This is a genomic window from Lacrimispora sp. 38-1, assembly GCF_049890855.1.
Taxonomy (GTDB): Bacteria; Bacillota; Clostridia; order Lachnospirales; family Lachnospiraceae; genus Lacrimispora.
The window spans coordinates 128,045-151,421 of the sequence record NZ_JBANEW010000099.1; the positions used below are offsets into that span (position 1 = coordinate 128,045).

Genomic DNA, 23,377 nt, shown 5'->3' on the forward strand with positions numbered 1-23,377 from the left:
AGTGTCCGTATTATGATGAGCAGAATTGAACAGTTAATCGGTGAAATCGAAGAATATATTGACAGTTGTAAGTACCAGCCCCTTTCTAACAGCAAAATTGTGGTAAACAGAGATGAACTGGAAGAGCTGCTGGTGGAACTGCGCCTTCGGATTCCGGATGAGATCAAGCAGTACCAGAAGATTATCAGCAACAGGGATGCCATCATGGGCGAAGCACGTCAGCAGGCCGATTCCATTCTGGCCCAGGCTAATGCCCAGACCAATGAACTGGTGAATGAACACGAGATTATGCAGAAAGCGTACGCCCAGGCCAATGAGATTATTGAACAGGCACAGGTACAGGCACAGCAGATTGTTGAACAGGCTGTTACCGATGCGAACGGCATCCGTCAAAGCTCTGTTCAGTATACAGACGATATGTTAAAGAGTCTGCAGACCATAATCAGTCACTCTATGGAGGGCGCACAGGGGCGTTTTGACGCTTTTATGACTTCCATGCAGTCAAGTTATGATATTGTTTCCTCAAACCGTCAGGAACTGACAGGAGCTGTTATGCAGACGGCAGAAGGACCGCAAAACGGGTCAGGAGAATAAACAGTAGGATTGTCAGGAGAGTATGTATTGCTTTCCATGCTACATAGTGCCGGATGGATAATCCGGCATTTTTTATGACACTCTTTGTCTGAAAGACCCCGGATAACCCCCCGAAGGCGGTAACAGCGCTGATCCATAAACCTCCCAAAGTGCCGGAAAATACATGGGAAACAGCCTGGATTCCTGTGGTGATTTCCACAAATCCAAGAATGACCGCCTTATTTTCCGGACACAGGAAAGAAAGTTCCGTAATATAAAATGCCAGGATGGAAAAAAGCATAATGTATCCGCCGATCTTCACCATTACCTCACAGGAATCCATGAGACTTTCATCAAAGGATTTTACCGATTCTTTTGAAATCGGCATGGAGCGAAACGGACGCTCCACCTGATAAAAGAAACGGGCTGCAAGGGCTACCGGTATAACCGGGACATAGATGCAGAGCAGAAGAATCCACACCGGTACGGTCTTTGGCAGACCAGAGGCCGCATATCCTAAAAGAAACATCGGACTGGGGTGATTGCAGACAGCTAATAAGTATTTTCCTTCTTTTTGTGTGATCCGGTTCTCATCCATAAATTCGCTGCAGGTTTTGGCACCCATGGGATAACCGCAGAGCAAACCGGAGATAAAGGTGTAACACCCTGCATCCGACAGGCAAAAGAAACGGTGCAGAAGCTGCCTGACCGGAAGAATCAGTATATGAATGGCATTTAGGGAAACAATTACATTGGAACAGATCATAAACGGGAGAAGTGTGGGTACTACCACGCTGCCCCAGAGAATCAGTCCGCTTCTGGCTCCTTCAAATGCGGTATCATGAAAAAGGAGCAGCAGAAAAAGCGCGGCTACAGAAAGAAGGCGGAAAAAGGATTTTTTCATACGCACCTGAATAGATTGTTTTATACAATTATATTGAGAAGGCAAGATTGATATGATGGTGATTGTTTTTTTAATCCTGATCCTTTCCGTATTTCATGTGACCATGATTGATTATCTTTATAATAATCCGACGTTCTATCAGCTGAATGCCTACACATGGGAGAGTGATGATTTCAGAAGTATGGAGCTTGGGAAGATAGTGGCTGACTTAAATGACATCGACTATGACACCCTCACTTCCCTGATGGTGGAGCACCAGTATGATTTAACAAAAGTGAAGGATTTAACTGTTCATACCGGCAGAATTTTAAAGGTGAAGCCTGCAGAATACCGGAAATTAAAGAAGGCCTATGAGATCATACTGGGTGATTTAAAATATTTTCCGGTTCCTGAAAATTCCAATCCCGACTTTCCTGATGTAAAATTCCAAAATGGCTGGATGGAAAGCCGCTCCTATGGCGGAGAACGGGGGCATGAAGGCTGTGATGTGATGGGAAATACGAAGCCCAGGGGCACCTATCCCATTATCAGTATCAGTGACGGAGTGGTGGAAAAGGTGGGCTGGCTGGAAAAAGGCGGCTGGCGGCTGGGAATACGGGCTCCGGGAGGGGCATATTTATATTATGCCCATCTCTATGGTTACAGCAAAGAGTGGAAAAAAGGGGATAAGGTGAATGCGGGAGAGCTGCTGGGATTCATGGGAGATACCGGATACAGTAAGGTGGAAGGAACTACAGGGAATTTCGACGTGCACCTTCACCTTGGAATCTATATCCGTACGGACCACAACGAAGAGATGAGTGTAAACCCCTACTGGGTATTAAAATATCTGGAGAAATACCGGTTGAAATATTCGTATTAGTATATTAAGATTGCTTACATAGAGATGAAATGGGAGTAAAAAAGTGAAAGAAATCAAGATTTCGGAAGAATTTTTAAGCAGAATGAAGGACTTGCTGGGAGAAGAAGAATTTGAGGCCTATGTAAATAGCTTTGATGAAGAACGCCTTTATGGATTGCGTGTCAATACATTAAAGATTTCCCCCGAAGAGTTTATTAAGATCACATCATTAAAGCTTCATCCGGTTGCCTGGGTAAACAACGGATTTTATTATGAGGGAGAGGAACGTCCTGCGAAAGATCCGTATTATTACGCCGGACTTTACTATCTACAGGAGCCCAGTGCCATGACACCGGCTCATATGCTTCCGGTCGTGCCGGGAGATAAGGTTCTGGATCTTTGTGCGGCTCCAGGAGGCAAAAGCACGGAACTTGGTGCAAAACTGAAGGGAAAGGGTCTTTTAGTCTCCAATGATATCAGCAATTCCAGGGCGCGGGCTTTGCTGAAAAACCTGGAGCTGTGGGGAATAGAAAATATCTGTGTCACCAGCGAGGAACCGCAGAAATTAAAAACGGTATTTTACAGCTTTTTTGATAAGATTCTTGTGGATGCGCCCTGCTCCGGAGAAGGAATGTTCCGTAAAGACGCAGATATGGTGAAAAGCTATGAAGAGCATGGACCGGAATATTATGCAGCGATCCAGAAGGAAATCGTCGGACATGCGGTTGATATGCTGGCTCCCGGCGGTCTTATGATGTATTCCACCTGTACCTTCTCTGTCTGTGAAAATGAAGATATTATCCGTATGATTCTGGAAAATCATGAGGATATGGAATTGGCGAAACTGCCGCTTTTTGAGGGAGCCTCAGACGGGATCGGCCTGTCAGGCTGCCTGCGTCTGTTTCCCCATAATATTAAGGGAGAAGGCCATTTTATGGCACTTCTTAAGAAAAAGGGCGGACAGGTTCCGGCACAGATATCAAAGACAGGAAGCAAAAAAGAAAAAGCACTTCCTGACGAGCTTTCCCAGTTCCTTTCCCTGATATCAAAACCTCTCATCAGCTCCCGAATTGAGATAAAGAATGACTGTGTCTATTATCTACCGGAATATTTTCCGGAAAATGGAGGGAAACTTCGTTATCTTCGGACAGGTCTCTGCCTTGGTGAGATGAAAAAGGATCGTTTTGAACCTTCTCAGGCACTGGCACAGTCTTTAAAAATGGAAGAATTTAAGCAGACCATCTCCTTTAAAAAGGAAGACGAACGAGTGATCCGGTATTTAAAAGGAGAGACTGTATTTTTAACAGAATCGGAAGGAAGAACAAAAGGCTGGTGCTTAATCTGCGTAGACGGATTCCCACTGGGATTTGCAAAAGGGAATGGGGATACGCTAAAAAATAAATACTATCCGGGATGGCGGTGGCAGTGATGAAAGAGATCCGATTAGATAAATATTTAGCTGAAATGGGAGAGGGAACCAGAAGTCAGATCAAAGAGATGGCAAGAAAAGGAAGGATTACCGTTGATGGAATCCCTGAGAAAAAATCGGAACGGAAAATCATTCCGGACCAGAATACCATTGCTGTTGACGGAAGAAATATCTCTTATGCTGAATTTGAATATTATATGCTTTGTAAGCCCCAGGGGGTTGTATCGGCTACTGAAGATAACAGGTATCAGACAGTCATAGATTTGATTGAGGATCGAAAACGGAGCGATTTATTTCCGGTAGGAAGACTGGATATTGATACAGAGGGTCTGCTTCTTATTACCAATGACGGAGATCTGGCCCATCAGCTCCTGTCTCCCAAAAAGCACGTGGATAAGGTGTATTTTGCAAAAATAGAAGGAGAGCTCCCTGCAGATGCAAAGAAACGCATGGAAGAGGGAGTGGTGTTAGAAGACGGGACCTTAACCATGCCAGCCAGCCTTGAGATTCTGGAATACGGGAATCCTTCCTCTATTCTCCTCACCATCCGGGAAGGAAAATTCCATCAGGTAAAACGAATGTTTGAAGCGCTGGGGTGCAGTGTGGTATACTTAAAGAGGCTTTCGATGGGAAGCTTAAAGCTGGATGAAAATTTACAGCCGGGTGAGTACCGCCCGCTTACGGCAGAAGAGACAGACTTGCTAAAGCGTCATGGAAAGGAAGAAAAAACAAAAGATGTTCAATGAGAAAAAAGCAGTGATTTTTGATCTGGATGGGACCCTGGTAGATTCCATGTGGATGTGGAAATCCATTGATATAGAGTTTTTAGGAAGCAGAGGAATTGCATGCCCGGAAGATTTAGAAAGAGAAATTGAAGGAATGAGCTTTTCGGAAACTGCCTTTTATTTTAAAGAGCGGTTTAAACTGAAGGAATCTCTGGACGTAATTAAGGGAATATGGACGGAGATGTCACTGGATAAATATAAGTATGAAGTTCCCTTAAAACCGGGAGCCGGAGAATTTCTGGCATATCTTGCGTCACAGGGCCTGCATATGGGAATTGCTACCAGCAACGGCAGAGAGCTGGTGGAGGCAGTGATTGATTCCTTAAAAATCGGGAAGTATTTTAAGATAGTGGCTACTTCCTGTGAAGTTGCGGCGGGAAAGCCTGCTCCGGATATTTATCTGAAGGTAGCAAAGGAACTTGAAGTATCACCGTCACATTGTCTGGTATTTGAGGATGTTCCGGCAGGGATTCTGGCAGGGAAAAGAGCCGGAATGACAGTCTGTGCCATTGACGACGAATTTTCCAGGGCATTGGAAGCCGAAAAAAGGGAACTGGCCGATTATTTTATCTACGACTATTATCAGCTTTTAGAAAGAAATGGAGTTAAATCATGATGCACGACTATCTACCGATCACCAGGGCGGACATGAATATCCGGGGATGGAAACAATGTGACTTTGTCTATGTAACAGGAGATGCCTATGTAGACCATCCATCCTTCGGTCATGCCATAATCAGCCGCCTTTTAGAGGCGCATGGATATAAGGTAGGAATTATAGCACAGCCTGACTGGAAGGATCCATCAAGTATTTCTGTTCTTGGTGAACCAAGGCTTGGATTTTTGGTCTCCGCCGGGAATATGGATTCCATGGTGAATCATTATTCCGTTTCCAGGAAGAAGCGACAGCAGGACTCCTATACTCCGGGCGGTGTGATGGGAAAGCGTCCGGACTACGCAACTACGGTTTACTGCAATCTTATTCGTTCTGTTTATAAAAAAGCTCCTGTTATCATTGGAGGAATAGAAGCCAGCCTAAGACGTCTGGCACATTACGATTACTGGTCAGACCGTCTGAAACACTCCATTTTAATTGATTCTCAGGCGGATTTAATCTCCTATGGAATGGGAGAGAAATCCATTGTGGAAATAGCAGATGCCTTAAACAGCGGAATCGATATTCGGGATATTACCTTTGTAGAGGGCACTGTTTATAAGACAGACAGTCTGGAATCCGTATATGATGCTCTTGTTCTGCCGTCTTATGACAGCATGAAAAAAGACAAGCTGGAATATGCAAAGAGCTACTATATCCAGTATGGCAATACCGATCCTTATATCGGAAAGCGTCTTGTTGAACCATACAGGGACAATTTATATGTGGTGCAGAATCCACCGGCAAAACCTCTGTCGACTGAGGAAATGGACGAGGTTTATTCCCTGCCTTACATGAGAAATTATCATCCGTCCTATGAAGAACTGGGGGGAGTACCGGCGATCCGGGAAATTAAGTTCAGTCTCATCAGCAACCGGGGTTGTTTCGGTGCGTGCAGTTTCTGTGCCCTTACGTTCCATCAGGGAAGGATTATACAGGCCCGGAGTCATGAATCTCTGATAGAAGAGGCGAAATGGCTGACCAATGAGCCTGATTTTAAGGGTTATATCCATGATGTAGGAGGTCCCACAGCGGATTTCCGCTATCCGGCCTGTGAAAAACAGATCGGGAAAGGTGCCTGTCCCAATAAGCAGTGTCTGTTTCCGGAGCCCTGTAAGAATTTAAGGGCAGATCATTCCGACTACATTGAGCTTTTGAGAAAGTTAAGAAATTTACCGAAAGTGAAAAAAGTGTTTATCCGTTCTGGTATCCGTTTTGATTACGTGCTTGCAGATCCGGGCAAAAAATTCTTAAAAGAGCTTTGCGAATACCATGTCAGCGGGCAGTTAAAGGTGGCACCGGAGCATGTGGCGGACAATGTTCTTACCAGAATGGGAAAACCAAAAAATGATGTTTACCGCAGGTTCGCAAAGGAATATAATGATATGAACGGACGGCTGGGTTTAAAACAGTATCTGGTTCCTTATTTAATGTCCTCCCACCCGGGCTCAGGACTGAAAGAAGCCATTGAGCTTGCGGAGTATTTAAGGGATCTTGGATATATGCCGGAGCAGGTCCAGGATTTTTATCCTACGCCGTCTACCATTTCCACCTGCATGTATTACACAGGCTATGATCCCAGGACTATGGAACCGGTTTATGTTCCTACCAATCCTCATGAGAAAGCCATGCAGAGGGCATTGATTCAATACCGGAATCCGAAAAATTATGACCTTGTGGAAGAAGCACTTACCAAAGCGGGAAGAACCGATTTGATCGGTTTTGATAAAAAATGCCTCATTCGTCCCAAATCCGGTTTTAAACCTGGTTTTACCGAGCGAAAAACAGGAAAAGATTATGGAAAAGGGAATAAGACGGAAGCAGTATCGGGCGGTCAGCGGGAACGCAGAAAAAAGACCATCCGGAATGTTCATAAAAAATCAACAAAGAAACAATAACAATGTCTGATTGAAAGAAGGGATCATGATGAAGGTAGCTATCGTAACAGGAGCGTCTTCCGGTTTGGGAAGAGAGTTTATCATGCAGATTGCCGACCGCTTTGGCGGCATCGGTGAAATCTGGGCAATTGCCAGAAGACAGGAGCGGATGGAAGAATTATCGTCTATTGTTCCGGTAAGGGTAAGAACATTTGCCATAGATTTAACGGATGACAGCAGATTGATGAGCCTGCAGGATGTTTTATTTGAAGAGAAACCAGAAGTAAAATGGCTGATCAATGCTGCCGGTTATGGAAAGATCGGGGCGGTGAGTTCCGTCAATTTAAATGATGAACTTGGTATGGTGGATTTAAACTGCAGAGCGCTTTGTGCAGTGACCCATATGGTGCTTCCTTATATGTCTGAAAACAGCAGGATCATACAATTTGCGTCTGCTGCAGCTTTTCTGCCCCAGCCTGGTTTTGCCATCTACGCTGCTACGAAAGCCTTTGTTTTAAGCTATAGCAGAGCCTTAAATGAGGAATTAAAATCCAAAGGCATCCTTGTGACAGCCGTATGTCCCGGACCTGTCAGAACAGAATTCTTTGATATCGCCGAGACAACCGGGAAAATTCCGTTTTATAAAAAAATAGTCATGGCTGATCCAAAAAAAGTAGTGCGCCTGGCACTTCGTGACAGCATGATGGGGAGGCCGGTTTCTGTTTATGGAACCACGATGAAGGTTTTCCAGCTTTTATGCAAGACTATTCCCCATTCCATAATACTCCGTTTCATGAAAGGAGTTTTGCGGGTGGTGGACAACAGAAGATAATGAAAGAGGGTTACGAAAGTGAAACGATACAGCAAAGGGCAGCCGGGCTACCGGGATTACCATAAAAAGAAAGAACTGTTAAAGGTATTGATCGGAGCAGCTCTCATCGTCATTCAGTTAATATTCAGGAAATTTGCCGACAGCACTGCTTTAAAGAACACGTTAACTGTAATGGCGATCCTTTCCGTTCTGCCTGCAGCGAATATTGCAGCACCTCTGCTTGCCTCTTTCAAGTACCGGTCTATATCTTCGATGCTTGAGAAAAAGGCCTCCGCTTATGAAGAAAAAGGAGTCCTTTTGTATGACCTTATCATTTCTTCAAAGGAACAGCTCCTGCCGATGGATGTGATTCTGGTTAAGCCGGATGAAATCTATGCCTACTGCACAGCCGGCAAATCGGATTCTGACAAAGCAGAACAATATATAAAACAGATGCTGAGCCAGCATAAGCTGGATTATAATGTAAAGGTGATTTTTGATGAAAATTCCTTTTTCAAGCGCTTAAGCAGTCTGAAACCGAAAGAAAAAAAAGAAGATAATGACAGATCTGACCAGGCTGTTTCCCTGTTAAAGAGTCTGTCCATGTAAAATTCAGTAAAAGAGGGAACCATTATGCAGTCTGTGATTGTATCGACGAATGAAGCAGGGCAGCGGCTTGATAAGCTGCTGTCCAAATATTTAAATCTTGCAGGGAAAAGCTTTCTTTATAAAATGATGCGGAAAAAGAACATCACTTTAAATGGGAAAAAATGCGACGGCTCTGAAAAGCTCTCCCAGGGAGATGAAATCAAACTGTTTCTTTCCGATGAGACCATTGAAAAATTTTCCCAGGTTAAGGTTCCCAGAGTGAGTAAGGTTCATTTAAATATCATATATGAAGATGAAAACATCATTCTCATTAATAAGCCTGCGGGAATGCTGTCTCAAAAAGCAAAGGATTCCGACGAATCTCTTGTGGAATATTTAATTGATTATCTGCTTTCAGAAGGTGAATTATCCACGGAGCAGTTAAAAAGTTTCCGCCCTTCTGTCTGCAACCGCTTAGACCGTAATACCAGCGGTCTTGTAGTCGGAGGAAAATCTCTGGCCGGCCTTCAGGTGATGTCGGAGGTTTTTAAGGACAGGTCCATTCATAAGTATTACCAGTGTGTGGTGAAAGGCCATGTGGCTGAAAAACAGATGATTACCGGGTTCCTGGCAAAGGATGAGAAGACGAATCAGGTCACTGTCCGTACCAGTGAATTTAAAGACAGTGTGCCGATCTCTACGGAATATATGCCGTTAGATTATTACGGCGGCTATACGCTGTTAAGGGTAACACTGATCACTGGGCGCACACATCAGATCCGGGCTCATTTATCTTCTATCGGGCATCCAATCGTGGGGGATTATAAATATGGAGATAAAAAGGTAAATGAAGAGGCGAAGAGGCTTTACAAAGTCCAGTCACAGCTTCTTCATTCCTATCAGCTGGTATTGCCACAGCTTCCGGAACCCCTTTCTTATCTCTCGGGTAAGGAATTTACGGCTCCTCTGCCTCCCATTTACGCTGCCATATGCAGGGAATGGAGGTAGGATACGATGGGAACCTGGAAAACAAGAGGATTAAGAGGTTCAACGTTAGAAGAGCTGATTAACCGGAGCAACGACAGTTATCGGGAAAAGGGACTGGCTCTGATTCAGAAAATCCCCACACCCATTACGCCTATATCCATTGATAAGGAGAGCAGGCATATTACCCTGGCCTATTTTGATCAGAAAAGTACGGTGGATTATATCGGTGCCGTTCAGGGAATTCCTGTTTGCTTTGATGCAAAGGAATGTGCGTCTGATACGTTTCCGCTGCAGAATATTCACTCTCATCAGGTCGCTTTCATGGAAGAATTTGAAAAACAGGGTGGAATCGCGTTTTTCATCGTGTCCTATACCCACAAAAATGAAGTTTATTATCTGCCCTTTGACCAGATTAAGTGTTATTTTCAAAGAATGGAAGCAGGGGGAAGAAAGAGCTTTACCTACGAAGAACTGGACAAAACCTGGAAAATATCAGGCTGCAGGGATATCCTGATTCACTATCTGGAACTGATTCAAAAAGATTTGGACAGAAGAGATTGACAAGAATATATTTCTCGCCTATAATAAACTACACGTTATTAAATTATCACTTTACTACAATAAAGTGATGAAAAATAGTTTTCTATGAAAAATATTTTCTTGAACGGTTGGAGGTTGTTATGGCTAATAAACTGTTACATACACCGGATGGTGTCCGGGATATTTATGGAATAGAGTGTACGAGAAAAGCAGTCATTCAGGAAAAAATGCTGAAAGAATTTCACTTATGCGGTTATCAGGATATAGAAACTCCTACCTTTGAATTTTTTGATATCTTTAACGAATCCAGAGGAAGTGTAAAAGCAAAGGAGATGTTCAAGTTTTTTGACCGGGATAATCACACTCTGGTGCTGCGGCCGGATGAGACACCGGCAATCGCCAGATGCGCGGCCAAATATTTTCTGGATGAGGATATGCCCATCCGGCTTTGCTATGTGGAACGAACCTTTATCAATAATTCCAGCTACCAGGGAAGGCTGAAAGAAGCCAGCCAGACAGGGGTTGAGCTGATTGGTGATGATTCATCGGATGCAGACGGAGAGATTCTCGCCATGGTGATTTGGGCACTTAAATCCACCGGGCTGACCGAATTTCAGGTCGAACTGGGAGAAGTTGATTTCTTCAAAGGGCTTTTGGAAGAGGCCGGTATGGATGAGGAAATGGAGGAAACTCTTCGGGAGCTGATTGAAAATAAGAATTACTTTGGTGTGGAAGAGTTAGTCATGGCCCAGCCCATTTCCCAGGAGCTAAAACAGGTATTTTTAAAGCTTCCCGAGCTTTTTGGGTCTTTGGAGCAGATACAGGCTGCCAGGGAACTGACTGCCAATAAGCGGGCTTTAAGGGCCATCAGCCGTCTGGAAGAGGTGAACCGGATTCTGGAACACTACGGACTTTCTGACTATGTATCATATGACCTTGGAATGCTCAGCCAGTATCAGTATTATACCGGAATTATTTTTAAAGCCTATACCTATGGTACCGGGGATTATATTGTAAACGGAGGCCGGTATGACAGCCTTTTAAAGCAGTTTGGCAAGGATTCCCCGGCGGTAGGATTTGGTATCTCTGTGGATGAGCTTTTGCTGGCTTTAAGCAGGCAAAAGATTGAGACAGAAGTTTCCATGACCAACACCATGATTCTTTATGAACAGGAATCAAGAGAGAATGCCATTTCTCTGGCCGGACATTTTCGTAATTTAAAGGTACCGGTTCAGCTGCAGTGTAAGAAACCGGAACGGTCCCTGGAGGCTTATAAAGAATATGCCATGCGGCGCGACTTAAAGAATTTATTGTATCTGGATCAGGAAGGAATATCGGTAACTGTAATAAACCTTGATTTAAAGCGTATGGATGTGGTTCCGCTTTCAGAATACTTAAAATAATGGGGGTACGTATGAGATATCTGACATTTGCCCTGGCAAAAGGGCGTCTGGCCATGCAGTCACTTGAAATGTTCGAACGGATCGGAATCACCTGCGAAGAGATGAAAGATAAGGACTCCCGAAAGCTGATCTTTACCAATGAAGAGCTTAAAATCCGGTTTTTCCTGGCAAAGGCCAGTGATGTTCCCACTTATGTGGAATACGGTGCCGCAGATATCGGTATCGTTGGGAAAGATACGATTTTAGAAGAGGGAAGGAAGCTTTATGAGGTCATGAACCTGGGAATCGGTAACTGCCGTATGTGCGTCTGCGGACCCCAGTCAGCCGGTGAACTTTTAAAGCACCATGAGCGGATCCGTGTAGCAACCAAATATCCGGCCATTGCCAAGGATTATTTTTACAATAAAAAACATCAGACTGTGGAAATCATTAAGCTTAACGGTTCCATTGAGCTGGCTCCCATCGTTGGTCTGTCTGAGGTCATCGTTGACATCGTGGAGACGGGAACAACCTTAAAGGAGAACGGGCTTACAGTACTGGAAGAGATTTGCCCTCTCTCTGCCCGTATGGTGGTTAACCAGGTGAGCATGAAGCGGGAAAATGACAGGATCACAAAGCTGATTCGGGATTTGAGACTTTTGCTGCAGGAGGAAAACCAATGAAGATTGTAAAATTAGATGAAACATCCAAACAGAATATTCTTTCCGGATTGTTAAAGAGAGATCCCAATCAATACGATACGTATGCCAAAACCGTACAGGAGATTGTGGACCGGGTAAAGGAAGAGGGAGACAAGGCAGTCTTTGCCTATACCAGGGAATTTGACAAAGCAGGAGTGAACGAGACCAATATCCGCGTAACGAAAGAGGAAATCGAAGAAGCAGTGAAGTCCGTGGATCCAAAGCTTTTGGAAGTTATGGAAAAATCCATGAATAATATCCGGCTGTTCCACGAAAAGCAGAGACAGTACAGCTGGTTTGACAGCAAGCCGGACGGAACCATTCTCGGTCAGAAGATAACGGCTCTTGAGAGCGCAGGTGTATATGTACCGGGAGGAAAAGCAGCTTATCCTTCTTCTGTTCTGATGAATATTATACCTGCCATGGTGGCAGGAGTGGGACGGATCGTTATGGTAACGCCTCCTGGTAAAGACGGAAAGGTAAATCCGGTTACACTGACAGCTGCTCATCTTGCAGGGGCAACAGAGGTGTATAAGGTGGGAGGAGCACAGGCGATTGCTGCTCTGGCTTTTGGTACTGAGTCCATTCCAAGGGTTAATAAAATCGTAGGTCCCGGCAATATATTTGTAGCACTGGCCAAAAAAGCGGTTTACGGTCATGCAAGCATTGACAGCATTGCAGGCCCCAGTGAGATTTTAGTGCTTGCAGATGAAAGTGCAAATCCAAAATTCGTGGCTGCAGATCTGTTGTCTCAGGCGGAGCATGATGAGCTTGCTTCTGCAATTCTTGTAACAACCAGCATGGAGCTGGCCGAAAAGGTATCAAAAGAAGCCAGATTACAGGCTTCCAAACTATCCAGATCTGAGATCATAAATAAATCTCTGGATAATTATGGCTGTATTCTTGTGGCGGATAATATGAAGGATGCGGTCTCTGCCGTCAATGAGATTGCGCCGGAACATCTTGAAATTGTTACTAAGAATCCCTTTGAAGACATGACAAGGATTCAGAATGCAGGCGCCATTTTCATCGGGGAATACAGCTCTGAGCCTTTGGGAGATTATTTTGCAGGACCCAATCATGTTCTTCCTACCAATGGCACCGCAAGATTCTTTTCCGCCCTCAGTGTAGACGACTTTATCAAAAAATCAAGTATTATTTACTATTCCAAAGAGGCACTGGCAGATGTTTACAAGGAGATTGACTTCTTCGCGCAGGCAGAGCAGCTGACAGCTCATGCCAATTCGGTAAAAATACGGTTTGAAGAGGATGAAATCCAGGAATAGAGGGGGAAAATATGGAACGAAGTGCAGTGATATCTCGATTAACCAGGGAAACCGATATTCAGATGAAGTTCAATATTGATGGAAACGGAACTGCCAATATTCATACAGGCATCGGTTTTTTTGACCACATGTTAAACAGCTTTGCCCGTCATGGTTTTTTTGATCTGGAGCTGACGGTTAAGGGAGATCTGGAAGTAGATACCCACCATACCATTGAAGATACGGGAATTGTACTGGGAGCTGCAATTAAGGAAGCACTGGGTGATAAAAAATCCATCAAACGTTACGGAAATATGATACTGCCCATGGATGAGACTTTAATTTTGTGTGCTGTGGACTTATCCGGCAGGCCTTATCTCGGGTTTGATGTTCCCTTATCAGTAGAGCGGGTAGGAGATTTTGAGACAGAGATGGTGAAGGAATTTTTCTACGCCGTATCTTATTCTGCAGAAATGAATCTTCACATCAGAAAACTCTCAGGGGATAACAATCATCATATAATAGAAGGGGTATTTAAGGCATTTGCCAAGGCACTTGACGATGCTACTTTGCCGGATCCGCGGATTACCGGAGTTTTGTCTACAAAAGGTACATTATAAGGAGAATCCATATGCAGCTTTATCCAGCAATCGATTTAAAGAACGGACAATGTGTCCGTTTAAAGCAAGGTGAATTTAAAGAGATTACCGTATATTCTGACAAACCGGAAGAGATAGCGGCACTCTGGCAGGAGCAGGGAGCTACGTATCTTCATCTGGTTGATTTAGATGGTGCACTGGCCGGACATTCGGTTAATGAGGAAGTAATACGAAAGATCGTCAATGCGGTTTCAATCCCGGTTGAGATCGGCGGCGGGATCCGCAGTGAAGAGGCCATTGCTTCCATGCTTTCTTTAGGGGTTGCCCGGGTAATTATCGGGACCAAAGCGGTGAAACAGCCGGAGTTTATCAGGGATATGATTCATAGGTTTGGAGCACACCGGATCGTGTTAGGCGTGGATGCAAAAGACGGAATGGTGGCGGTAGAAGGCTGGGAGAAAGTAAGCGAAATTACCGCCTCCGGACTTTGTTCCCAGATGAAGGAATACGGAATCCGCCATATTGTGTATACGGATATTTCCAGGGACGGAATGCTTTCCGGTCCCAATGTGGCATATACAAAAAAACTGACGGACGAAACAGGTCTGGATGTGATCGCATCCGGCGGCATGTCTTCCATGGAAGATTTAAGAGAATTATACGAAGCAGGTATCCGGGGCGCTATTATTGGAAAAGCATTGTATGAGAAGCGGATTGATCTTTCAGAAGCGGTAAAGACCTTTGAACTGCAGGGCCATCAAGGGAGGAAAGTATGATGGAATGTAAAAAATTAATTGCAGGTTTCGGAATACGTGAAGGGAAAGCGTGGAGACTTGATGATTTATCGGTCTGTTATGAGGAACGTCCTCTTTCTCTGGCGTGTTTTTATGGAGACAATGGCGCAGATGAGCTTTTTCTTTATGACATTTCAGAAACGGAAGCAGATCATGAACGCACCATCGGTCTGATGAAAGAGATTGGAAGAGTTTCGGATATTCCTATCCTTGCAGGCGGAAGGGTAAAACGTCTGGAGGATGTAAAGAAATATTTATATGCCGGTGCCAAAGCAGCTTTTCTCGATGTGAGTATGGAAGAAAATGTGGATATGATGAAGGAAGCCTCCGACCGGTTTGGAGACGATAAAATTTATGCATATTTACCGGATATATCCTATCTGTCTCATACGGAAGAATATGCACAGCTGGGAGCTTCTGTTATGGTCTTAGGAGATACCGCGCTCACAGAAGAAGGACTGGATGCAGTTGCTGACCGGGAAGAGGTGTTTTTTGTTACAGGACTTAGAGATGATCCGTTTTTCCTGTCAGATGCTTTAAAAAGAGAAAACATTGTGGGGATTATTGATATTTCTGACGGAAAAACCGGCTGTATGGAGCTGAAGCAGGAATTGAAAATGCAGGGAATTGCAGTAGATACGTTTGAAAGTGCGATACAATTCTCTGAGTTTCAATTAAACGCAGATGGCCTCATTCCTGTTATTACCCAGGATTACCGCACTGGGGAAGTTCTCATGCTTGCATATATGAATGAGGAATCTTTTAATAAAACATTAAAAACCGGACTAATGACCTATTACAGCAGAAGTCGTAAAAGCCTTTGGTTAAAAGGTGAGACATCCGGTCATTATCAGTATGTAAAATCACTGTCTCTTGATTGCGACAATGATACCCTTCTTGCAAAGGTAAATCAGATTGGTGCTGCCTGTCACACAGGTGCCAGAAGCTGTTTTTATCAGGAACTGGTAAAGAAGGAGTATCAGGACTCCAATCCCCTTAAAGTGTTTGAGGAAGTATTTGAAGTGATTCTTGATCGAAGGGAAAATCCAAAGGAAGGCTCCTATACCAATTATCTTTTTGATAAGGGAATTGATAAGATTCTGAAGAAACTGGGGGAAGAGGCGACAGAGATTATTATTGCTGCGAAAAACCCTGATTCCGAGGAAGTAAAATATGAGATTTCTGATTTTCTTTATCATATGATGGTTCTGATGGCGCAGAAAGGTGTGACCTGGGAGGATATCACCAGGGAACTGGCAAATCGTTAGATGTCCCTAAGGGTAAACGGTACCTTGATAGGTTAACCTGTTAAGGTACCGTTTACCTGTTTTTATTTCACTGTATTTAATTGTTATCCACGACTGGCAGTATATAATCAATAATAACCTTTTCGCCCCGGCTTAAAGGTTCACAATAACGTTCATTTGTGTATACTTCACACCAGTAAAAATGATCGTGATCAATTTGTTTACCGGTTTTCTCAATTGCTTCCGTGATTAATAAATATGCGGAATCAAGTATTTCTGCAACATTGCTTCCTTCAATCTGAATATGGGCAGCTAATCCAGCGGGAACATGTTTCCCAGTCAGACCTTCCGGAATCTGAGTACCAATATTCATAAAATCTCCAATAATAAATTCAAAATTATTCATATCTTTAAAGTCATACATCATTCCTATACCAGCATTAGGATCTATATCTTCACAACATGTTGAATCGGAGAGAGATCCCAGTTTACCAATGGTATCCCCTTCAAAAAATTCTCTCCACACATTCCCTGCCTCAAAAAATGATGTTTCACGCCCCAGACCTACCATCAGGCGTTCTTTTGTTTCTTTGTAAATAATCTTTTTCATATCTGCCATGATCCGTTTCCCTCCTATAAATCTCATTTCCAGGTAATTAATCGGAAGATAATTATTGAGTTTCGCAGTTTCAGACTTCGCTTCGGATGGCGTAATTCCATGGTGCTCTTTAAATGCCCGCGAAAAGGCAGAATGGGAGTGAAATCCGTACTTTATAGCTGCATCCAAAACAGTAATATCGCTGTTTTTCAAATCATATCCAGCTAATGTTAACCTGCGCTTTCTTACATAATCGGCAATACTGATACCTGATACGAATATAAATATGCGCTGGAACAAAGCTGCAGGACTCAGGGCTATTTTGGATATCTCGTTATAATCGATTTCATGACCGTCAATTATGCTTTTTTCAAGGTATTGTATTACATCATCAAAAGTTTTACTGCTGTTCATATATCGTTCCTCCGTAATTCCTATCATAAGGGATTGAAGCGTAGTTAGCTGTACAATGTGTGTACAGATTTTGTATATTCATTATAAACGTATATGAAAAGGATTACAATGAGTATAATTCCAGGGTTGCGAGTTATTTAACATTTATAAAATCTCCAATAATGAATTCAAAGTTATTCATATCTTTAAAATTCTACGATTCGGAAAAAGAACATCTGCGGCCTACCGATGTGCAGGCAATTCCCGGGTACCCAACCAACCGCTGCTTCATAGACCTTAAAGAAACGTTTCAAGTTTACAAAAATGATTAATATTTCTTTCTTACTATTGAATTTGCAAATTCAAAAAATAATAGAAGGAGAATTATTATGGAATTAAATTATTGGAGCAATGGAAAAAAAATACCCTTAAAAAAATCTGAATCATATAGAGCATTTAAAGATAATGGCTATATGGAAAGTAAATACAAATCTTTAACTTCTAACCTAAATTCAAAAATAACTGACTTGAAAAATGGTATTATTTTAGAAACAATAAGCGAGAATCCAGTTTATAATACTACTTCATTTTCAAGCAAAAATCAGCGAGAAGAAGATGATTTTCTGGTATTAGAAGCAGAAGATAAAACACCAATGATACTTACAAATCAGTTTATTATCCAATTCAAACCAGATGTAACAAGAGAAGAAATTAATAAGATTAATGATTCTAATAATGTTAAAATTATCGAAAATATTAATTGGGAGGAGAATTCATATCTTGTGGAAACCACAGAAGGTAAAGCAGTAAGTGCATTGGAGATGGCAAATACTTATCATGAAAATGATAAGGTAATATATGCACAACCTAATTTTGTTCGGTTGCTAAAGCCTATGGCAGCAATAAGTAATGATACATATGTAAATAAGCAGTGGGCTCTTAACAATACTGGACAAACTGGAGGAATTGCAGGTGAAGACATCCATATTTCAGAAGCATGGAAAATAACGAAAGGAAATAAAGATATTATTATTGCTATTATTGATGAAGGTGTGGATTACAAACATGAAGACTTAAATGTACCAGATAAACTGGTAACCGGGTATGATGCTTGTTACAAGCGTAATGATCCAACTCCTAAAAGTGCTGATGCGCATGGAACTGCTTGTGCAGGCATAGCGGCCGCAAAAAGTAATAATAATAAAGGAATAGCCGGCGTGGCTCCGGAATGTAAAATAATGGGAATAAGAATTGCGTATGGAGTTATGGATGGATCCGAAAGAATATGGGTTACTGATGATGCAAAAATTGCAGATGGAATTGCTAAATCTGTGGAAAGAGGAGCGGATGTCCTTAGTAACAGTTGGGGAGGCGGAGAAGACAGCCAAACAATTACAAATGCAATAAATAATGCGAAACGAAATGGCCGAAACGGAAAAGGATGCGTTGTTTGTTTTGCAGCTGGCAATGATAATGGCAGTGTTTCTTTTCCTGGCAGACTAGATAATGTTATAACTGTTGCAGCATGTAATGAGTATGGTGAAAGAAAAAGTAAGACAAGTAGAGACGGCGAATATTGGTGGGGTAGTAATTATGGTCCGGAAGTTGATGTAGCAGCCCCGGGTGTTCATATTTTCACAACTGATATTATGAATAAGGACGGCTATAGTTCTAATAATTACGTAGAAGATTTTAACGGTACGTCTGCTGCGACCCCACATGTTGCAGGAGTTGCAGCACTTGTGCTTTCCGTTGCTCCAGAACTAAAAGCAAGTGAAGTCGAAGAAATAATCCGAACTACTGCAGATGACATTGGCGCTAAAGGTTTTGATAAATATACCGGTCATGGGAGAATAAATGCATTTAAAGCTGTTTCAAAAGCATATGAAATGCATATGCGATCCGGCAGGAGCTGATGACGGTCTATCATCTTGAGGTCATCAGAGCCGTAGGAGTGCAGCAGATGTACCGTATTAGCATCAATGCCAATACGTAACTTAGACCGGAAGAATATATGCCCTGGGATCTACAGATTCAGAAACTATGTCGAAAGAGTCAACCTTTCATAATGATGGAAGGTTGGCTTTTTCGACATACAATCCATCTCTTCTACCGTATGTATCTCATGGAGGATTTCAGTAGAGAAAATGGGTTTAACTCCTAATTACAAGATTAAAATTATATGCTAAGTACAATTTCGGAAGCTAACGTGTACAATTTTGGCACTTTGGTTGAAATTAATGTCGAAAAATGGTAAATTTTAGTAGATACATACCATCTAAAAACAGATAATTAGGCGAGAATTTAGTAACAGGATTATATATAAGAAGGGGGCAGAATGTTGATTGGGGTAAGTATGGATAAGATATTTGTGACAGGAGCGGTAGAATTAAATCAAGTGCTGAATTTTGAGATGACAGCAGAAATGAATGAACACGCCATTCTTAAATTAGAAGGATTGATGAATAATATAACCGATGAAAGCCACAGTGATTTAATAGGGAAGAAAATGTCCCTTATATGTGAAGAAGAAGGGGTAAATATCCCTGTATTTACAGGAATAATACAAGAAACAAGACTCGTATTTAAAGGAGAAGAATGTTATATAAAGCTTAAATGTATATCATCAAGCTACGAGTTTGATCAAAATAAAAAGTGTTATTTTTATCAGAATAAACATATGACCTATCGGCAAATGCTTGATCTTGTTTCTGGAAAAGGGCGTAATATTTTATTTACTTGTGGAAGCGGATTAGAACTAAATACTCCATTATTGCAATATGAAGAAACCGATTGGGAATTTTGTAAACGAATTGCCAGCCAGTTTGGTTCCGTTGTTATACCGGAGATTACCGGCGAGTACCCCCAGATATCAGTTGGGGTTATCGGAGGAAAGCAATATCAGTTAGAAGACACTAATAACTACAAATGTCAAATGGAGTGGGGGGAATATAGAAAGAAGAGATTGCTCTTTCAATGTAATCCAGAAGATTTTTGTATATATACTGTTTCCGGAAGTCTGAACTATATGCTGGGAGATAAGGTATGGTTTAAAGATTCGAAAAAAATAGTTATCTCTAAACATGTCAGTTTTAAAAATGGTTTAATTCAAGTAGAATATAAACTTAGTTCAGAGGCTGTGGCAGGGATGAAACCTTTTTATAACCATAGAATATGCGGACTGTGTCTGGGAGGAACTGTTAAATGGACATCCAAGGAGAAAATAAAAGTAAAACTGGATTTAGATCAAAATAAGAATCCTCTTGATGAGGAATTATTTGCATTCGAATATGTTCCGATATCAGGCAATATTATGTATGCGATGCCGGAAAAAGGGACAAAAGTTCAATTGTATTTTTCAAATGAAAAGGAAAACAGCGGGATTGTGATAGGAAGTGTAAATGAGAAGATTGATTATCCAGAAGCCTCTGTAAAAACTTTTCAAACAAAAGAAGGAAAAAGATTAGATATCCAATCAGCTCAAATGGAGTTAACAAGTGAAGTCAGTCAGATAAGTATGGCATTATCGGATCAACTTGGTATTAATCTGTTTTCCCAAAAGAATATTTTCATTAATGCTAACGACGGTATTAAGATCCGGACTGGTGGTAACGTAACAATGGATACACCACTGGGATACCATTTTGAAAATAAGAAATCAGGAGATTGTATTGATTTATCAGGAAATGAAATGCGGATGACAACCGAAAAAGCAGTTATCAGCGGACTTCCTCATAAGCTTGGGCATAAACCGGAACAGGAGTGTAAGGACTTTGGCATCAGCAATTCATACCAATATGCAACGAATATTATGGCCGGTATTCCCCAGGGAATTGCTGATTCAGCTGTTTCTTCAGCTATATTAGGCGGATTACCTTCATTTCAAAATCCCAGTAAGGAGCATCAGGTATCTGATTTGATATTTTTAGGGAGAAATTAGTGAATTTTTTAATTGGGAGGTACCATGAAATATAAGGACGAACAAATTGCATTCATGCGAAATGAGCAAAAGAGAAGTAAGTATATAAACAGTGAAACAGGAATGTATGTCGGCGACAGGCTGATAAAATTTCATCAAATAGAGCTGCTTTCCTTTTTTAGAATTATGATGCCGGAAGAGTTTACACAGATGGCCCCGGAACTGGCATCAAAAAAGTACCCGTCAGTTGACAGACCACAGGTCATTATGACAGATGAGGCAGGTGAGGTTAACTTTACCTTTAGCCTGTTTGAGCAGGAGATTGAAGCTGAAAAGATTGATGGTACATTAAATCAATTTCAAATTATGATTACAACTGCCCAGCCTGCAAATAAGTTTATGGGTAAAGGGCATATTGAAAACGATGAATACCAGTGTGGCTGGATGGAATTTAAGAGCCATACTCTGGACGGAGCTGTATATAATATTTTATCCATAACAGTAATAAATGAAAGATTTCTTTTAGGACTTTTTAATTGTCCTTATGAAGCATGGCTGGAATGGAAACCGGTTATGCTGGAACTGCTAAATACAATTCACGGAAAGGAAGAAGCATAATGAAAGCGATTAGTATCAACGTGAAACCATTTTCTATGATAGAAATTTTAGACTGCCAGATAAAAAAAGAGGTTAATGAACATATGCTGGCGTATATATCAGGTTATATTGGTGAAAAGGATGTTTTGAACAAATTTACACCTGATACAGAAATCACAATTGAGATTACAGACGAAGATGGAGTAGTTCATACAATTTTTCGTGGGATACCTGATAAAATATCCAATACGGAAGAAGGTTATTTAACTAAACTGGAAATACATGCAATTTCTAAAACAACTTTATTAGACACAGAAGAAAAAGTGCGGTTTTTTTATAATAAGAATCAGACATATAAAGAAATTGTACGTTACATTGTTTCTGAGAATGAAAATGCCAGTGTTATTATGAACCATGTTAGCGAACAATCTTGCAATATTATAGCGCAATACGGGGAGACAGACTGGTTCTTTTTAAAGAGACTGGCAAGCTGCTTAAATACGGTATTGGTTCCGGATTGTACGAACAGCCATATCTGCTTCTTTTTTGGATTACCCACAAAAGATGATGCAGAACTGGATGTGGAATTCTATGAAGTAAATATTACGGATCATGTACGGGAATATATTGTGGAATCTCGTGAAATTCTTAATTTGTGCACACCTGTGGAGTTCCATGGTCACAGATTATATGTACATGGAATTGAGAGCAGACTTTATAAGCAGGAATTAGTACATAGATATTGTTTACGAGAAAAACAAGGCTTTCAGGTAAAACCCTATGGAAATGAAAAAATAATAGGGGCGTCTTTTATGGGGGAAGTTTCAAAAGTAAAAAATGATGTTGTACGAATTAATTGTAACTATGGTTGCAAAGTTAATAATGAGGATACTGTTTGGTTTCCATTTGCCTCCGTTTATTCATCGCCAGAAGGCACCGGCTGGTATTGTATGCCAGAGAAGGGAGACAGAATCCGAATACATTTTCCTGATGAAAACGCAAATCAGGCATACGTAATAAATGCAGTTCATACGGAAAGTGATGGTGATATGCGTAAAAATCCAGAGGAAAAATCCCTAAGAACAAAACACAATAAAGAAATACGTTTCACCCCTGAAAAAATAATGATTACCAACCATAAAGGATTATCAATTGTACTGGATGATGAAAAAGGGATTATGATTAACAGTAACAGGGCAGTAAATATAACAGCATCAGAATCCGTAGAGTTTGCCAGTGGAGGGGAAACCAGCATTGTTGCAGGTAGAGGAATCATTTTCCGGGAGAATAATAATTCATTGATGATCTCTGATGGAATCAGCCATACAGGACTCACGATTCAGTATCAATAGGAGGTTTCATGGATTACTTTTGGATAAAAGAAGATAAGACTTACATGCACACACCAGTTATAACAAACTTAAATGATATTGTTAACCGCAGAGCAGCCATGTCATTAGAGAATGCTATCAATATACCTGATATTAATGTGGGTTTTGCTAGATCCGAACGGCCGCTTGATTATATTGATGTATTGGATGGACAATTGTTTCTGGTTAATGATGGTGTAAAAAAGGTATTTTCCGTCTATGAGCGTTCATTGCAATTTAAGACGGTGTGTATTTTAAATAATTTGGATGGGAGCAGCTGCAATTACTATGCGCCTTTATTTGTTAATGTAGACTGTCTGCCTGACGAGTACAAGGCTGTAAGAAATAGAAATAAACTGGAAAAGCTGATTATTAAAGCAAGTTCTGTCGAGGATTACAGTGTATTTAAGATTGCTGGTATTGATACAGATATTGTCATTATTCGCCTGGATGTGGCGGAGAGTCTTCTTAGAAGAGATATCAGAAAATTGACACTGGAGCGTGTTCAGCTGGTATATTAAT

Annotated in this window: 23 protein-coding genes; 21 read left to right on the forward strand and 2 right to left on the reverse strand. The window is 41.6% G+C overall.

From position 1 onward, the window contains the following. Nucleotides 1-12 precede the first annotated feature (12 nt). Entirely contained in the window at nt 13-594 is a 582-nt protein-coding gene (locus V7D18_RS26115; protein WP_426158827.1) for an HrpE/YscL family type III secretion apparatus protein, read from the forward strand. On the opposite strand, the gene V7D18_RS26120 is transcribed toward V7D18_RS26115, so the two are convergent. Further along, nucleotides 551-1,477 (reverse strand): nucleoside recognition protein, encoded by a 927-nt coding sequence (locus V7D18_RS26120; RefSeq protein ID WP_426158828.1) that lies wholly within the window; start codon nt 1,475-1,477, stop codon nt 551-553. The genes V7D18_RS26115 and V7D18_RS26120 overlap by 44 nt on opposite strands. 52 nt (nt 1,478-1,529) lie before the next feature. On the opposite strand from V7D18_RS26120, the gene V7D18_RS26125 reads away from it, so the two are divergent. The 15 genes from V7D18_RS26125 to hisIE all read left to right on the forward strand — a co-directional run bounded on the left by V7D18_RS26125 (nt 1,530) and on the right by hisIE (nt 15,999). Further along, nucleotides 1,530-2,339: a M23 family metallopeptidase gene (locus V7D18_RS26125; protein WP_426158830.1), complete on the forward strand. Its 810-nt coding sequence runs from the start codon at nt 1,530-1,532 to the stop codon at nt 2,337-2,339. A gap of 43 nt (nt 2,340-2,382) precedes the next feature. Further along, on the forward strand, nt 2,383-3,747 hold the full coding sequence (locus tag V7D18_RS26130) for an RsmB/NOP family class I SAM-dependent RNA methyltransferase (protein WP_426158832.1): 1,365 nt from the start codon (nt 2,383-2,385) through the stop codon (nt 3,745-3,747). Further along, on the forward strand, nt 3,747-4,493 hold the full coding sequence (locus V7D18_RS26135; RefSeq protein WP_426158834.1) for a pseudouridine synthase: 747 nt from the start codon (nt 3,747-3,749) through the stop codon (nt 4,491-4,493). Before V7D18_RS26130 ends, V7D18_RS26135 begins: the two co-directional genes overlap by 1 nt. Continuing rightward, nucleotides 4,483-5,148 (forward strand): HAD family hydrolase, encoded by a 666-nt coding sequence (locus V7D18_RS26140; protein ID WP_426158836.1) that lies wholly within the window; start codon nt 4,483-4,485, stop codon nt 5,146-5,148. The genes V7D18_RS26135 and V7D18_RS26140 overlap by 11 nt, the downstream gene beginning before the upstream one ends. Next, nucleotides 5,145-7,085, forward strand: a complete 1,941-nt coding sequence (locus V7D18_RS26145) for a YgiQ family radical SAM protein (protein ID WP_426158838.1) — start codon at nt 5,145-5,147, stop codon at nt 7,083-7,085. Before V7D18_RS26140 ends, V7D18_RS26145 begins: the two co-directional genes overlap by 4 nt. Before the next feature lie 28 nt (nt 7,086-7,113). Continuing rightward, entirely contained in the window at nt 7,114-7,896 is a 783-nt protein-coding gene (locus V7D18_RS26150) for an SDR family NAD(P)-dependent oxidoreductase (RefSeq protein WP_426159249.1), read from the forward strand. An 18-nt stretch (nt 7,897-7,914) separates the two neighbouring features. Next, nucleotides 7,915-8,484 (forward strand): O-linked GlcNAc transferase-like protein, encoded by a 570-nt coding sequence (locus tag V7D18_RS26155; RefSeq protein WP_426158839.1) that lies wholly within the window; start codon nt 7,915-7,917, stop codon nt 8,482-8,484. Nucleotides 8,485-8,508: 24 nt separating this feature from the next. Next, a complete protein-coding gene (locus V7D18_RS26160) occupies nt 8,509-9,471 on the forward strand; it encodes an RluA family pseudouridine synthase (protein ID WP_426158841.1) in 963 nt (320 codons plus the stop codon). 6 nt (nt 9,472-9,477) lie between these two features. Further along, complete coding sequence (locus V7D18_RS26165; protein ID WP_426158842.1) at nt 9,478-10,011, forward strand: Holliday junction resolvase RecU; 534 nt, start codon at nt 9,478-9,480, stop codon at nt 10,009-10,011. Nucleotides 10,012-10,130: 119 nt separating this feature from the next. Continuing rightward, nucleotides 10,131-11,393, forward strand: coding sequence for an ATP phosphoribosyltransferase regulatory subunit (hisZ, locus tag V7D18_RS26170; protein WP_426158844.1), 1,263 nt, complete (start codon nt 10,131-10,133; stop codon nt 11,391-11,393). Between the two features lie 11 nt (nt 11,394-11,404). Then, nucleotides 11,405-12,055, forward strand: a complete 651-nt coding sequence (gene hisG, locus V7D18_RS26175; RefSeq protein ID WP_426158846.1) for an ATP phosphoribosyltransferase — start codon at nt 11,405-11,407, stop codon at nt 12,053-12,055. After that, nucleotides 12,052-13,359 carry a histidinol dehydrogenase gene (gene hisD / locus V7D18_RS26180; protein ID WP_426158847.1) on the forward strand — a complete coding sequence of 436 codons (1,308 nt, stop codon included), beginning with the start codon at nt 12,052-12,054 and terminating at the stop codon, nt 13,357-13,359. Before hisG ends, hisD begins: the two co-directional genes overlap by 4 nt. Before the next feature lie 11 nt (nt 13,360-13,370). Continuing rightward, nucleotides 13,371-13,958 (forward strand): imidazoleglycerol-phosphate dehydratase HisB, encoded by a 588-nt coding sequence (gene hisB, locus V7D18_RS26185; RefSeq protein ID WP_426158849.1) that lies wholly within the window; start codon nt 13,371-13,373, stop codon nt 13,956-13,958. Between the two features lie 11 nt (nt 13,959-13,969). Further along, nucleotides 13,970-14,713, forward strand: coding sequence for a 1-(5-phosphoribosyl)-5-[(5-phosphoribosylamino)methylideneamino]imidazole-4-carboxamide isomerase (gene hisA / locus V7D18_RS26190; RefSeq protein WP_426158850.1), 744 nt, complete (start codon nt 13,970-13,972; stop codon nt 14,711-14,713). Beyond that, nucleotides 14,710-15,999 carry a bifunctional phosphoribosyl-AMP cyclohydrolase/phosphoribosyl-ATP diphosphatase HisIE gene (gene hisIE, locus V7D18_RS26195; RefSeq protein ID WP_426158852.1) on the forward strand — a complete coding sequence of 430 codons (1,290 nt, stop codon included), beginning with the start codon at nt 14,710-14,712 and terminating at the stop codon, nt 15,997-15,999. The genes hisA and hisIE overlap by 4 nt, the downstream gene beginning before the upstream one ends. A gap of 76 nt (nt 16,000-16,075) precedes the next feature. Here hisIE and V7D18_RS26200 read toward each other — a convergent pair whose 3' ends face one another. Next, nucleotides 16,076-16,990 carry a helix-turn-helix domain-containing protein gene (locus V7D18_RS26200; protein WP_426158854.1) on the reverse strand — a complete coding sequence of 305 codons (915 nt, stop codon included), beginning with the start codon at nt 16,988-16,990 and terminating at the stop codon, nt 16,076-16,078. A gap of 368 nt (nt 16,991-17,358) precedes the next feature. Between V7D18_RS26200 and V7D18_RS26205 the strand changes: the two genes are divergently transcribed. The 5 genes from V7D18_RS26205 to V7D18_RS26225 all read left to right on the forward strand — a co-directional run bounded on the left by V7D18_RS26205 (nt 17,359) and on the right by V7D18_RS26225 (nt 23,376). Continuing rightward, entirely contained in the window at nt 17,359-18,885 is a 1,527-nt protein-coding gene (locus V7D18_RS26205) for a S8 family peptidase (protein WP_426158855.1), read from the forward strand. A gap of 422 nt (nt 18,886-19,307) precedes the next feature. Continuing rightward, nucleotides 19,308-20,909, forward strand: a complete 1,602-nt coding sequence (locus tag V7D18_RS26210; protein ID WP_426158856.1) for a hypothetical protein — start codon at nt 19,308-19,310, stop codon at nt 20,907-20,909. 24 nt (nt 20,910-20,933) lie between these two features. Further along, a complete protein-coding gene (locus V7D18_RS26215) occupies nt 20,934-21,506 on the forward strand; it encodes a hypothetical protein (protein WP_426158857.1) in 573 nt (190 codons plus the stop codon). Next, nucleotides 21,506-22,837 carry a phage baseplate assembly protein V gene (locus V7D18_RS26220; protein ID WP_426158858.1) on the forward strand — a complete coding sequence of 444 codons (1,332 nt, stop codon included), beginning with the start codon at nt 21,506-21,508 and terminating at the stop codon, nt 22,835-22,837. Before V7D18_RS26215 ends, V7D18_RS26220 begins: the two co-directional genes overlap by 1 nt. A gap of 8 nt (nt 22,838-22,845) precedes the next feature. Then, on the forward strand, nt 22,846-23,376 hold the full coding sequence (locus tag V7D18_RS26225; protein WP_426158860.1) for a hypothetical protein: 531 nt from the start codon (nt 22,846-22,848) through the stop codon (nt 23,374-23,376). The last annotated feature ends 1 nt before the right edge of the window (nt 23,377 follow it).

What these genes read in the sequence shown, in the direction of transcription:
- V7D18_RS26210 (WP_426158856.1), top strand. Translation starts at nt 19,308, where the DNA reads ATGTTGATTGGGGTAAGTATGGATAAGATATTTGTGACAGGAGCGGTA.
- V7D18_RS26135 (WP_426158834.1), top strand. Translation starts at nt 3,747, where the DNA reads ATGAAAGAGATCCGATTAGATAAATATTTAGCTGAAATGGGAGAGGGA.
- V7D18_RS26140 (WP_426158836.1), top strand. Translation starts at nt 4,483, where the DNA reads ATGTTCAATGAGAAAAAAGCAGTGATTTTTGATCTGGATGGGACCCTG.
- V7D18_RS26120 (WP_426158828.1), bottom strand. Translation starts at nt 1,477, where the DNA reads ATGAAAAAATCCTTTTTCCGCCTTCTTTCTGTAGCCGCGCTTTTTCTG.
- V7D18_RS26150 (WP_426159249.1), top strand. Translation starts at nt 7,114, where the DNA reads ATGAAGGTAGCTATCGTAACAGGAGCGTCTTCCGGTTTGGGAAGAGAG.
- V7D18_RS26215 (WP_426158857.1), top strand. Translation starts at nt 20,934, where the DNA reads ATGAAATATAAGGACGAACAAATTGCATTCATGCGAAATGAGCAAAAG.
- V7D18_RS26205 (WP_426158855.1), top strand. Translation starts at nt 17,359, where the DNA reads ATGGAATTAAATTATTGGAGCAATGGAAAAAAAATACCCTTAAAAAAA.
- hisA (WP_426158850.1), top strand. Translation starts at nt 13,970, where the DNA reads ATGCAGCTTTATCCAGCAATCGATTTAAAGAACGGACAATGTGTCCGT.
- hisZ (WP_426158844.1), top strand. Translation starts at nt 10,131, where the DNA reads ATGGCTAATAAACTGTTACATACACCGGATGGTGTCCGGGATATTTAT.
- V7D18_RS26225 (WP_426158860.1), top strand. Translation starts at nt 22,846, where the DNA reads ATGGATTACTTTTGGATAAAAGAAGATAAGACTTACATGCACACACCA.
- V7D18_RS26160 (WP_426158841.1), top strand. Translation starts at nt 8,509, where the DNA reads ATGCAGTCTGTGATTGTATCGACGAATGAAGCAGGGCAGCGGCTTGAT.
- V7D18_RS26145 (WP_426158838.1), top strand. Translation starts at nt 5,145, where the DNA reads ATGATGCACGACTATCTACCGATCACCAGGGCGGACATGAATATCCGG.
- V7D18_RS26220 (WP_426158858.1), top strand. Translation starts at nt 21,506, where the DNA reads ATGAAAGCGATTAGTATCAACGTGAAACCATTTTCTATGATAGAAATT.
- hisG (WP_426158846.1), top strand. Translation starts at nt 11,405, where the DNA reads ATGAGATATCTGACATTTGCCCTGGCAAAAGGGCGTCTGGCCATGCAG.
- hisB (WP_426158849.1), top strand. Translation starts at nt 13,371, where the DNA reads ATGGAACGAAGTGCAGTGATATCTCGATTAACCAGGGAAACCGATATT.
- V7D18_RS26115 (WP_426158827.1), top strand. Translation starts at nt 13, where the DNA reads ATGATGAGCAGAATTGAACAGTTAATCGGTGAAATCGAAGAATATATT.
- V7D18_RS26200 (WP_426158854.1), bottom strand. Translation starts at nt 16,990, where the DNA reads ATGAACAGCAGTAAAACTTTTGATGATGTAATACAATACCTTGAAAAA.
- V7D18_RS26165 (WP_426158842.1), top strand. Translation starts at nt 9,478, where the DNA reads ATGGGAACCTGGAAAACAAGAGGATTAAGAGGTTCAACGTTAGAAGAG.
- hisIE (WP_426158852.1), top strand. Translation starts at nt 14,710, where the DNA reads ATGATGGAATGTAAAAAATTAATTGCAGGTTTCGGAATACGTGAAGGG.
- hisD (WP_426158847.1), top strand. Translation starts at nt 12,052, where the DNA reads ATGAAGATTGTAAAATTAGATGAAACATCCAAACAGAATATTCTTTCC.
- V7D18_RS26125 (WP_426158830.1), top strand. Translation starts at nt 1,530, where the DNA reads ATGATGGTGATTGTTTTTTTAATCCTGATCCTTTCCGTATTTCATGTG.